Raw genomic sequence first — 10620 nt, 5'->3', positions numbered from 1 at the left:
CATATTACTGAAAAAGGTGTCCGTGAATTAGTGAAACCCGCACCGTCCACATCGGGCTGCCGACATCCAGTGTCCACCTGAAGGGCAGCATTGGCAAAGATCGCTCCTGGTTACTCCAACGTGCTGCTGAAATCATCAAATACTGCAAGGATCGCGATGTTTTCGTCTCGATCAGCGCAGAAGATATCGGCAGGACCGAAATCTCGTTCCTGCAGGAATATGCTGGCGCTGTGGCGGAATCCGGGGCAGATCGGCTTCGTCTTTCCGATACCATTGGCATCTTGTCGCCGGAGGAATATGGAAGGCGTGTGGAAGCCGTCGGCCGCGTTTCCTCGATCGACACGCAATGCCACTGCCACAATGACTTCGGCTTGGCTGTAGCCAATACCCTGGCTGGACTGAACGCCGGCGCACGCTATTTCCATGTTTGCGTGAATGCAATGGGCGAGCGTGCCGGCATGCCCGATTTGGCGCAAATGGCTTTGGCGCTCAAGCACCTGTACGGCCGCGACCTGGGAATCCGGACCAAGCACCTCAAGGAACTGGCCGAGATCGTCGCCGAAGCAAGCCATCAGCCTCTGCCCGCTTGGCAGCCAGTGGTCGGCGACAACGTGTTCGCTCATGAATCTGGAATTCACGTTAATGGCATGTTGAAAGATACCAGCACGTTTGAACCTTTTACTCCGGAAGAGGTCGGCAATGTGCGGCGGTACGTAATCGGCAAGCACTCGGGCCGGGCCACGCTTCGCAGTGTGCTCGAGAACCATGGGATCGCCGTCGACGAGGACAAGTTGGCGGAGTGCCTCACCCAGGTGCGCGCCGTCGCGATCCGTCAAGGCGCGGCACTTACTCCGGACCAGTTCTGCGATCTCTATAAGGAGCATAGCTATTCCGTGGAGGCGGCCCAATGAACAGCCCCACGCTCGTCGAGCAAATCATTGCCGGTCACGCCAAGCGCGACTTCGTCAGCCCCGGGGAGCTAGTGACGGCGAGCGTGGACCGGGTTTACCTTCAGGACGGCAATTCCCCGACCATCGCCGGGCTCTTTGCAGAGCACGGCTTTTCGGAAGTCTTCGATCGCGAGCGCATCGGGATCTTCTTTGATCATTCGGTTATCGCCCCTGACAAACATATCGCGGCACGTTTGCGCGAAGCCGAACGTCTGGCCGAGCGCTTGGGCGTTCGGGTGTTCCGCGCTGGTGAAGGCATCAGTCATGTCGTCGCGCTAGAAGAGGGCTGGTACGAGCCTGGCACCATCGTCGTCGGTTCGGATTCTCACACCTGTACAGGTGGCGCAACGCAGTGCTTAGCATTGGGGATGGGGGCATCAGACTGCACAGCGGCGATGGTGACCGGAGAGACTTGGCTACGTGTCCCGGAAACCGTCTGGATAAACGTCCTCGGTCGTCCGGGCTCGGCTGCCCGCGCGCGTGACGTTGCACTTTTTGCCTTGGCGGAAAACACCCAGCTTCCATTTCTGTACAAGGCGGTTGAATGGACCGGGGAGTGGTTCAGCGAGCTAGGTCTCGACTCATGCGCCAGCGTTGCGAACCTCGGTGTGGAAATGGGCGCCAAATGCACGTTCCTTCCGCCGGGTGTTGGACGCCCGAGCAACATGCAGCCCATCAACCTGCCGGCCGCCGATGATCCCCGTGTCATCAGTTTGAACATCGACGGTTTGCCCCCGATGATATCGAAGCCGCATTCACCAGGTAACGCTGTGCCGATCAGCGAATGCGAGGGCCTGCAAATCAACTATGTCTTTATAGGCACCTGTACGAACGGGAGACTTGAAGACATTGCAGAAGCGGCTGAGGTGCTTGGTGGCGCCAAGGTTCGGGCGGGCGTTCAATGTCTTGTCACTCCAGGCTCACAGCGCGTTTATCTCGAAGCGATGGAGCTCGGATATATCACCAAACTCGTGCGAGCAGGCGCAATCATTTCGCCTCCGGGATGCAGTGCGTGTCTCGGGACCCAAGGCAGCATCCCCGCGTCTGGCGACCGCGTCCTTTCCACCATGAACCGGAATTTCCTAGGGCGGATGGGGAATCCGGAGGCGGAAATCTATCTGGCCTCCCCTCTCGTCGCGGCTCACACCGCTATCCGCGGCGAGCTGCCCAAGCTTTCGGAGTTGACCTCATGACTGTACTTACCCTTTTGCGCGTCCGGAAGATCGACCGCGTCATTTCGACGGACGACATCATTCCCGGCCGATACAAACATATGTTCACCGACACAAACGAGCTTGCCAAGCATGTGTTCGAGAACATTTTTCCTGGGCTGGCCGCAACTTTCCGGCCAAGGGATGTCATTTGCAGCAGCACAACCTTTGGGATCGGTAGCTCTCGAGAGCAGGCGGTCAGTTCCCTTTTCGCCGCCGGCATCAACGCGGTGATTGCACCCAGCTTTGGCCGCATCTTCTTTCGGAACGCCTGGAATCTCGGACTGATAGCGATCGAAGTTGCTGACCTGCAGGTTTCGGAGGGCGACGTTATCTCTGTCGACCTCCATTCCGGCCAGGTCGCGGGCGCCGTCCGTCCCGCAAACTTCTCACCGCCGCCAGCCCGCATGCTTGAAATGATCAACGCTGGCGGCCTCTTGCCATTGATTGCAACGCGTTTTGCTGCGCAAGGAAGAATTCAGCTCGGAGGTTAACAGAAATGACGATAGGAAATCGAATCCTGCCAGAGAAGCGGCGGGCCAAGCTTCAACAGCTCCTGTCTGCGGGCGCATTGGTGCGGGCAATCGAGGCGCACAGTGGAATCTCCGCCCTCATATCTAGCGAAACGTCGGGGGTCGGAAATGGCCACGAAGGCCGCCGCTTCGACGCGCTCTGGCTCTCCAGTCTGACCAGTTCTGCGGCCCGCGCGCTGCCGGACATGGAGCTCTATGCGCTGGAGCGCCGGCTGGAGCTGGTGGACGAAATTTTGAGTGCGACCTCCAAGCCGTTGATTGTCGACGGCGATACAGGCGGGGATCCCACTGCGTTCGAGTATCTCTGCGCTCGCCTTGAATCCGCGGGTGTCAGTGCCGTCGTCATTGAAGACAAGCAGCACCCCAAACGCAACAGCCTCTCTTTGAGTTCAACCCACGTTCTCGAGGATCCCGTCACGTTCGGCCAAAAGATCTATCGCGGGCGCGAGGTGTTGGTTTTCACGCGGAACTGAGCCGGTTTTTCCACCGAGAAGTGAGCCACCTCTGAGTATGGTTTTCTGATCAGGGTTTGGTCAAGGGCTTGGGCTTTTCTCCTCTTTTTTGTGCTGCTGCGGCCGAGCTTGCTTTGAATCGGAAGCTGTCGTTACCGGTTTCCAGGATGTGGCAACGGTGGGTCAGGCGGTCGAGAAGAGCCGTGGTCATCTTGGCATCGCCAAAGACGGTGGCCCATTCGCTGAAGCTGAGATTGGTGGTGATGATGACACTGGTGCGTTCATAAAGCTTGCTGAGTAGATGGAATAGCAGCGCTCCGCCGGAAGCACTGAATGGAAGATATCCGAGCTCATCAAGGATCAGCAGATCGAGACGAACTAGCGTCTCGGCGATCTGGCCTGCTTTTCCTTTGGCCTTCTCCTGCTCGAGCGCATTGACCAATTCGATGGTCGAGAAGAAGCGGACCTTTCGGCGATGATGCTCGATCGCCTGGACACCGAGGGCGGTCGCGACATGTGTTTTGCCTGTACCAGGTCCGCCGACAAGCACGATATTCTGCGCTCCGTCGATGAACTCGCATCGGTTTAGTTGGCGCACCGTCGCTTCGTTGATCTCGCTGGCGGCGAAGTCGTATCCGGAGATGTCTTTGTAGGCCGGGAAGCGCGCAGCCTTCATGTGATAGGCGATGGACCGGACCTCACGCTCGGCCATCTCGGCTTTCAGCAATTGGGACAGGATCGGCACGGCCGCATCGAACGCTGGGGCTCCTTGCTCGATCAGGTCCGTGACCGCTTGAGACATGCCATACATCTTCAGGCTACGCAGCATGATGACGACGGCGGCGCTGGCAGGATCATGACGCATGACGACCTCCTGCGATCCGGACCCGCAAGCCATCGTAGCGTTCTACATTGGCTTTGGGTTCGTGCAGCAGGGTCAGCGCATGTGGCGTGTCGATATCGGGACCGTCGGTCGTCTTGCCGTCGATCAACCGATGCAGCAGGTTCAGCACATGCGTCTTGGTCGCCACGCCTTGATCCAGAGCCAGTTCCACAGCCCTGACGACAACCTGTTCGTCGTGATGAAGCACCAGAGCGAGGATGTCGGCCATCTCGCGATCACCGCCGGGGCGGCGGAGCATCTGGTCCTGCAGTTGCCGAAAGGCCAGCGGCAATTCCAGGAAGGGTGCGCCATTGCGCAGTGCTCCAGGCTTGCGCTGGATGACCGCAAGGTAATGCCGCCAGTCGTAAATCGTCCTCGGCGGCTTGTCGTGGCTGCGTTCTATGATGCGCGGATGTTCGCAAAGGATATTGCCCTCGGCCGCAACGACCAGTCGCTCGGGATAAATCCTCAGGCTGACGGGCCGGTTCGCAAAAGACGCAGGCACGCTGTAACGATTGCGCTCGAAGGTAATCAGGCATGTCGGCGAGACGCGCTTGCTCTGCTCGACAAAGCCGTCAAATGCGGTAGGCAATGCCATCAATGCTGCCCGCTCATCAGCCCAGACATCTGCGATCGTGCCGAACAAGGTGCCATGCGCCGTCTCTCGCCACAGGTCCTGGCAATGCTGTTCCAGCCAGTCATTCAACGCCGCCAGATCTGGAAAGTCCGGCATCTGTTGCCACAAACGTGGTCGGGCATCCTGAACGTTCTTCTCGACCTGTCCCTTCTCCCAGCCTGCGGCAGGATTGCAGAACTCTGGCGCAAAAACGTAGTGGTTCGTCATCGCCTGGAAGCGGACGTTAACCTGCCGCTCCTTGCCGCGACCGACGCGGTCGACCGCCGTCTTCATGTTGTCGTAGATGCCGCGACCAGGTACACCGCCGAACACCCGGAACCCGTGCCAGTGGGCATCGAACAGCATCTCGTGCGTCTGCAGCAGGTAAGCTCTGACCAGAAACGCCCGACTGTGCGATAGCTTGATGTGTGCGACCTGAAGCTTGGTGCGCTCACCGCCGATCACGGCATAATCTTCACTCCAATCGAATTGGAATGCTTCGCCTGCACGGAAAGACAGCGGAACGAATATGCCGCGGCCAGTCGTCTGCTGCTCAACCCGCCACTCACGGGCAAAGGCGGCGACCCGACCATAAGAGCCGGTAAAGCCGAGAACCACCAGATCGGCATGAAGCTGCTTCAGCGTTCGGCGCTGCTTGCGCGACCTCCCGCCCTCGGTCTTCAGCCAGGCCGCCAGTTTGTCGGCAAAAGGATCAAGCTTGCTCGGTCGCTCCGGTACCGTGAACGTCGGCTTGATCGTGCCAGCCTTCAAATACTTCGCGATCGTGTTACGCGACAAACCGGTATGCCGACTGATCTCGCGGATCGACTGCTTCTCGCGCAGCTTCATCCGACGGATGATGTTTAAAAGTCCCATGTGGATCACTCCGTTGCCCCCGTCGCTCACCGCGTTGGGGGGAAGGTTCACATGGCTCAATTCTCAATGGAAATTATGCGTCTAACCGGCTCAGTTCTGCATGGAAACCAACAGCGAGGCTCTTCTGTCCGAAGATTTCCGGATATTTGCCCGTTTGGAGAGCTTGATCGCCGGCGAAACGGTCGAGGACGCTCTGCGGCGCGCACGAGTCTACCTGGAACACGGCGCCCACGGTGTCATGATTCATTCGAAGGAACGCGGGCCTACCAGCGTCTTTGAGTTCCTGGATCGCTTCCGCGGTGAGGGTTTTACCCAGCCGGTGATCTGCGTACCCACGACCTACAACAATGTGCGGGCGCAGGATCTTCATGCACGAGGCGCGAGTATCGTTATTCACGCAAACCATCTTTTGCGCGCCTCCCACTTCGCCATGCGTCAGATCTGCATGTCTTTGCTCGAAAACGACAGATCAATGGAAGCCGACAATATCATCACCCCCGTCGCGGAAATCTTCCGAGAAGTTGGTTACGACGCCGCGCTGGCCAGAGACGCCGCCAGGGACAGCGCAAGCTGACGAACGCGCATGGATATCTTGATCCTGGACGGGGACGGTATAGGCCCTGAGATAGCCGCCTCTTGCGCTGACATCCTCGTTTATTTGAACAAGGAACGCGACCTTGGGCTCACACTGGAGCGCCGCGCGCTGGGACTGGCGACGCTTGCTAAAGAGGGCTCAACTCTTCCCTCGTCCGTCCGCAGTGCGGCAGAAGCCGCGGACGGAATTGTGCTCGCGCCCCTTTCAACCTTCAGCTACCCCACTGCTGAACTCGGTGGGGTCAACGCATCTGCTGAATTCCGCACGGGGCTTGATCTCTTCGCCAATTTTCGACCTTGTCGGAGCCGTAAAAAATTCGACCGATCGGTTGACGTCGACCTAGTTGTCGTCCGTGAGAACACGGAAGGATTCTATGCCTGTCGCACGATGCACGCCGGATCGGGAGAATTCATGCCCGATCCAGACACCGCGTTTGCATTGCGTAAGATTACATCCGCCGCCAGCGCCGCCATCGCGCATGAGGCCCTGCAACTCGCATCGGCGCGCCGCAAGAAGTTGGCGGTAATTCACAAGGCCAATGTTCTGAAACTCTCGGACGCATTGTTTCTGCAGGCGGTGCGCTCGGCGGCGATGGACTTTGAGGACGTCATTATTGAGGAATTACTGGTCGATACAGCGGCCGCGCTTTTAGTCCGCGATCCCGGGCAATTCGATGTTCTGCTCACGACCAACATGTTCGGCGATATCCTTTCCAATGAAGCAGCCGAGATCGCTGGAGGGTTGGGCATGGCACCCTCACTCAATGCCGGTAACGAACGTGCCATGGCGCAAGCCGCACACGGATCGGCCCCTGACATCGCGGGACAAAACAGGGCCAACCCGACAGGACTTATCCTCTCGAGTGCAATGCTGCTCGATTGGCTCGGCCGGCGGGCAAAACGAGACGATCTTATCGATGCGGCGAAAGCGATCGAGATAGCGATCGATTTGACGCTGGCAGAGACAGGCATGTGTACCCCTGACCAGGGCGGAAGCGCCACAACCTCTCAATTCACCCATTCCGTCATTCAGAAATTGTAAGCGAGGCGCGTCATGAACAAAAAGGCCATCCGTCAAATGTTCATGGCCTTTGCGGTCTTTGCTGGAGCTCCAGGACCCACAATGAGCCAAGAACAAACGGATGCGCTCGACCGCGCCTCAAAGCAGCTAGTGGAACCATTCCTACAGGCCACACGAAAGATGGTGGAGATTGAATCTCCTTCGCTGGACGCAACTGGCATCCATGCAATGGAGGTTGAATTGGAGTCCCAGGCACGTGAGATCGGTGCGGAGATTGAGCTCATCCCTGCCAGCACCGGGCCGGGAAATAACGTGGTTGCAAGATGGCGAGGTCAGGGCAAGACGAACATTCTGTTGGTTTCCCATATGGACACGGTATATCCGGCAGGAATTCTGCAAACCTTTCCATGGCGAGAGGAGGTAAGTCGGATCTACGGGCCTGGCGTCCTCGATGACAAAGGTGGCATTGCAATGGCGCTGATGGCCGTCCGCCTGCTTCGGGAGGCGGGACGGGATGCGTACGGGACAGTGACCCTGTTAAGCACAACGGACGAGGAGAAGCAGTCGGCGGGATCAAAGGAGCTCATCAGGTCGCTTGCGCAAGAACATGATGTCGCCTTCGTCCTTGAATTCGGCACTCCGGATGATCGCATCGTGCTCTCACGCAAGGGCATCGGCTACTTCCGGTTGGACGTCCTTGGCAAAGCTGCGCATGCAGGCGCGGAGCCGGAAAAGGGATGCAATGCCGTGACTGAGATTGCCTTCCAGATTCTGCAGATGAGGCAATTGGAGCGGCCGGAGCTGAGCACATCATTCAATTTCACGATTCTGAACGGCGGCGAGCGGAGCAATATCATTCCCGCTCAGGCGAAGGCCCAGGCAGACGTGCGTGTTCTGGATCCCAGCGAATTCGACCGTCTCGAAAGCGACGCGGCTCAACTGGCCGCTACGAAACAGCTCTTTGCCTGCTCACAGGTGCGGACATCGCTGGAACGCGGGCGCCCTCCATTCCCTTCGACCGATAAAACCGCGAGATTGGTGGAAATGGCGCAGGGCATCTATCGTGAAATCGACATGGACCTAAGAACGGAGGCCAGCGGGGCTGGGACAGACGGAAATTACACCGCTGCAGCCGGAACAACGACACTCGACGGACTTGGACCTGTAGGTGGCGGCGCTCACACAGCTGGCGAGGAGTATATTGAACGGGCGCTTATCGCACCACGCATCTACCTGCTGGCGCGATTGATCGAAGAAGTTTCCCGCGAAAGTTTTTCAAAGTGATCGCCTTTCTGGTTCGATGATTGAGCGAATTCGTGAGCCGCGTCCGTTAGCCAAGTGCAAAATGTGACGGACTTCTTGTTGCGCTGTCTACGCCGCAAGGCGACATACGTTTGGCCGCTGTCTGTAAAGCCAAATGGAGCGACCAGCCTGCCAGCCGCAATATCGTCAGCGACAAGCGGCCACGGCGCGATACAGATGCCCAAACCCGCCACAGCAGCTTCGAGCATGAAGTAGAAATGTTCGAATTCCGTTCCGTGCTCGGCATCAACCTTCACGCTTGATCGAGCGATCCAATTTTCCCAAGCTGATTGGCGGGTTTGCGTACGCAGAAGAGGCAATGTGAAAATGTTCTCCCGCTGCAAATTCAGGTTTGCCGCGTGAACGGGTCCAAACTTCTCTGCGAATAAGGGAAACACCTCGCAGTCCTCGGGCCACGGCTCCTGGCCCACACGAATTGCGACGTCAAAACGTTCGCGCGAGAAATCAACCGGTGAGTCCGCCGTGCTTAAACGGACGTCGATCGATCCGTGATCGGCCCGGAAGCGATGAAGTCGTGGGATTAACCATTTCATCAAGAAAGTACCAAGGCAGGAGACGTCTAACGATCCGGATTCGGCATCTGTCACGAGGCGAACCGTCGAATCAATTTGATCAAAGGCGGCACTCAGGCCCGGAATTAAAGTCTTGCCTGCGTCAGTGAGTTTAGGGGCATGCTTCGGTCCCTCGAACAATGGCGTGCCTAGAAGCTCTTCCAAATGTTGGATTTGGCGGCTGACTGCACTGTGGGTCACATTTAGTTCTTCCGCCGCAAGCTTCATCAGACCCAAGCGACCTGCCGCCTCGAAAGCACGAAGGGCATTAAGTGAAGGCAATCGGCGCATATGTTCGTATTCCTCACATAGTTATTTCGAAGAAATCGATTATCTGCAGGGGTTTAGGGCGCTACAGACATACATGTATTGGAGAAAATTGCGAGTCCTGGATATGAATGGTCTCCTCACTTGGTCGATAAAAGTTCTCGCGCGGTGGGCCGATCGGTCTCGTCAGCGCAGATATCTAGCGGACCTTGAGCATTACCAACTCACCGACATAGGGATCTCGTCCGAACAACGACGCTGCGAATGCGCGAAATGGTTTTGGCGATAGTTCCGTGAAATTAAGCACCTTACGGATTACGCGATAAACGGCTCAAACTATCAAATGAAAAAATAGTAACAATGACTTTTGCAGCCATTTTCCTTGTTGTTCTAGCAGCTCTTGTTCACGCAACGTGGAACTTGCTGTCTAAACGTGCGTCATCTGTCGGCCCGACCTTTGTGTTCGCTTATAATTTCGTTGCGTGCGTTGCGTATGCACCTTGGGTCATTTACTTGATCGCGCGACAAACTATTCAATGGGACTGGTCAGTGGTTGGTTTTATTGTATGCAGCGGTTTGATCCATCTCGCCTATAGTTTGTCTCTTCAGCGTGGATATCAAAAGGCGGACTTCTCAGTCGTCTATCCCGTTGCTCGGGGAACTGGGCCAATGCTGTCAACTTTCGGTGCCATACTACTTCTTGGCGAGCGCCCTCCTATCCAGGTCATTGCCGGTCTCATGGCTGTTGTTGGCGGGATTGCGTTGATTGCAACGCAGGGCAGGCTCGAAGCTTTTCGTAAACCTGGAGGTCTGACCGGTATAAAGTGGGGAACGACAACTGGCGGACTAATTGCATCTTATACTGTGGTTGATGCCTATGCGGTGAAAGCCCTTGGAATAGCTCCCGTAGTATTGGACTGGTTTTCCAATCTTCTGCGTTTTTTTCTCCTCGCTCCACTGGTGATTGCTGATCCTGGCCGGGCTAGAGCCGCGATGCGCGGATACTGGCTGCTGGCAGTTGGCGTAGGACTGCTATCTCCGCTCTCCTATATTCTGATCCTAACCGCGCTAAATATGGGTGCCCCGCTCAGCATAGTGGCACCGATGCGCGAAATGTCCATGATGATCGGAGCTGTAATGGGGATGGTCATCCTACGCGAATCCGTTGGGCTGTGGCGTATTGTTGGATGTGCGGTTCTTGTCCTAGGTGTTGTTTTGCTGACGTCGTGAACCACAGTCGCCACGCAAGCTCTAGAGTGCTAACTCCACCGACATCCCTCGTTGTCGGGCCCCACTCTTTACAAGTACGTCATTCGTGCAAAAGCAGCGGAGTACGAACTTTC

At 57.0% G+C, this 10620-nt stretch carries 12 protein-coding genes; 9 read left to right on the top strand and 3 right to left on the bottom strand.

The annotated features are described in order from the left end of the window. Window positions 1-26: 26 nt before the first annotated feature. The 4 genes from CES86_RS23245 to CES86_RS23230 are packed head-to-tail and all read left to right on the top strand — an operon-like array spanning window position 27 to window position 3167. The gene (locus CES86_RS23245; protein WP_094515522.1) at window positions 27-911 is read left to right on the top strand and encodes a homocitrate synthase/isopropylmalate synthase family protein; all 885 of its coding nucleotides are present in this window, start codon (window positions 27-29) and stop codon (window positions 909-911) included. Further along, a complete protein-coding gene (locus tag CES86_RS23240) occupies window positions 908-2143 on the top strand; it encodes a 3-isopropylmalate dehydratase large subunit (RefSeq protein ID WP_080823914.1) in 1236 nt (411 codons plus the stop codon). Before CES86_RS23245 ends, CES86_RS23240 begins: the two co-directional genes overlap by 4 nt. Continuing rightward, a complete protein-coding gene (locus tag CES86_RS23235; protein ID WP_080823915.1) occupies window positions 2140-2655 on the top strand; it encodes a LeuD/DmdB family oxidoreductase small subunit in 516 nt (171 codons plus the stop codon). Before CES86_RS23240 ends, CES86_RS23235 begins: the two co-directional genes overlap by 4 nt. A gap of 5 nt (window positions 2656-2660) precedes the next feature. Then, the gene (locus tag CES86_RS23230) at window positions 2661-3167 is read left to right on the top strand and encodes an isocitrate lyase/phosphoenolpyruvate mutase family protein (RefSeq protein ID WP_094515521.1); all 507 of its coding nucleotides are present in this window, start codon (window positions 2661-2663) and stop codon (window positions 3165-3167) included. Between the two features lie 49 nt (window positions 3168-3216). Here CES86_RS23230 and istB read toward each other — a convergent pair whose 3' ends face one another. Then, entirely contained in the window at window positions 3217-4011 is a 795-nt protein-coding gene (istB, locus tag CES86_RS23225) for an IS21-like element helper ATPase IstB (RefSeq protein ID WP_094515520.1), read from the bottom strand. Next, window positions 4001-5521, bottom strand: a complete 1521-nt coding sequence (gene istA / locus CES86_RS23220; RefSeq protein ID WP_143851106.1) for an IS21 family transposase — start codon at window positions 5519-5521, stop codon at window positions 4001-4003. Before istA ends, istB begins: the two co-directional genes overlap by 11 nt. A gap of 100 nt (window positions 5522-5621) precedes the next feature. Between istA and CES86_RS23215 the strand changes: the two genes are divergently transcribed. From CES86_RS23215 to CES86_RS23205, 3 genes are read left to right on the top strand one after another with little or no spacing between them, the layout of a single operon-like run. Further along, window positions 5622-6095 carry an isocitrate lyase/phosphoenolpyruvate mutase family protein gene (locus CES86_RS23215; RefSeq protein ID WP_094515519.1) on the top strand — a complete coding sequence of 158 codons (474 nt, stop codon included), beginning with the start codon at window positions 5622-5624 and terminating at the stop codon, window positions 6093-6095. A 9-nt stretch (window positions 6096-6104) separates the two neighbouring features. After that, window positions 6105-7157, top strand: coding sequence for an isocitrate/isopropylmalate dehydrogenase family protein (locus CES86_RS23210; protein ID WP_080823917.1), 1053 nt, complete (start codon window positions 6105-6107; stop codon window positions 7155-7157). Window positions 7158-7169: 12 nt separating this feature from the next. Then, window positions 7170-8420 (top strand): glutamate carboxypeptidase, encoded by a 1251-nt coding sequence (locus CES86_RS23205; protein ID WP_080823918.1) that lies wholly within the window; start codon window positions 7170-7172, stop codon window positions 8418-8420. On the opposite strand, the gene CES86_RS23200 is transcribed toward CES86_RS23205, so the two are convergent. Continuing rightward, on the bottom strand, window positions 8366-9301 hold the full coding sequence (locus CES86_RS23200; protein ID WP_080823919.1) for a LysR substrate-binding domain-containing protein: 936 nt from the start codon (window positions 9299-9301) through the stop codon (window positions 8366-8368). The two genes, CES86_RS23205 and CES86_RS23200, sit on opposite strands and share 55 nt — an antisense overlap. Window positions 9302-9374: 73 nt before the next feature. Between CES86_RS23200 and CES86_RS28325 the strand changes: the two genes are divergently transcribed. Both CES86_RS28325 and CES86_RS23190 read left to right on the top strand, forming a co-directional pair. Then, complete coding sequence (locus CES86_RS28325; protein WP_080823920.1) at window positions 9375-9566, top strand: DUF1127 domain-containing protein; 192 nt, start codon at window positions 9375-9377, stop codon at window positions 9564-9566. A gap of 71 nt (window positions 9567-9637) precedes the next feature. After that, on the top strand, window positions 9638-10507 hold the full coding sequence (locus tag CES86_RS23190; protein ID WP_052820700.1) for a DMT family transporter: 870 nt from the start codon (window positions 9638-9640) through the stop codon (window positions 10505-10507). The last annotated feature ends 113 nt before the right edge of the window (window positions 10508-10620 follow it).

The organism is Brucella lupini (assembly GCF_002252535.1).
Lineage (GTDB): Bacteria > Pseudomonadota > Alphaproteobacteria > Rhizobiales > Rhizobiaceae > Brucella > Brucella anthropi.
Note: the sequence above shows the minus strand (reverse complement) of the source record. Positions and strands in the feature narration are given on the sequence as shown.

What these genes read in the sequence shown, in the direction of transcription:
- CES86_RS23240 (WP_080823914.1), top strand. Translation starts at nt 908, where the DNA reads ATGAACAGCCCCACGCTCGTCGAGCAAATCATTGCCGGTCACGCCAAG.
- CES86_RS23235 (WP_080823915.1), top strand. Translation starts at nt 2,140, where the DNA reads ATGACTGTACTTACCCTTTTGCGCGTCCGGAAGATCGACCGCGTCATT.
- CES86_RS23230 (WP_094515521.1), top strand. Translation starts at nt 2,661, where the DNA reads ATGACGATAGGAAATCGAATCCTGCCAGAGAAGCGGCGGGCCAAGCTT.
- istB (WP_094515520.1), bottom strand. Translation starts at nt 4,011, where the DNA reads ATGCGTCATGATCCTGCCAGCGCCGCCGTCGTCATCATGCTGCGTAGC.
- istA (WP_143851106.1), bottom strand. Translation starts at nt 5,521, where the DNA reads ATGGGACTTTTAAACATCATCCGTCGGATGAAGCTGCGCGAGAAGCAG.
- CES86_RS23215 (WP_094515519.1), top strand. Translation starts at nt 5,622, where the DNA reads ATGGAAACCAACAGCGAGGCTCTTCTGTCCGAAGATTTCCGGATATTT.
- CES86_RS23210 (WP_080823917.1), top strand. Translation starts at nt 6,105, where the DNA reads ATGGATATCTTGATCCTGGACGGGGACGGTATAGGCCCTGAGATAGCC.
- CES86_RS23205 (WP_080823918.1), top strand. Translation starts at nt 7,170, where the DNA reads ATGAACAAAAAGGCCATCCGTCAAATGTTCATGGCCTTTGCGGTCTTT.
- CES86_RS23200 (WP_080823919.1), bottom strand. Translation starts at nt 9,301, where the DNA reads ATGCGCCGATTGCCTTCACTTAATGCCCTTCGTGCTTTCGAGGCGGCA.
- CES86_RS28325 (WP_080823920.1), top strand. Translation starts at nt 9,375, where the DNA reads ATGTATTGGAGAAAATTGCGAGTCCTGGATATGAATGGTCTCCTCACT.
- CES86_RS23190 (WP_052820700.1), top strand. Translation starts at nt 9,638, where the DNA reads ATGACTTTTGCAGCCATTTTCCTTGTTGTTCTAGCAGCTCTTGTTCAC.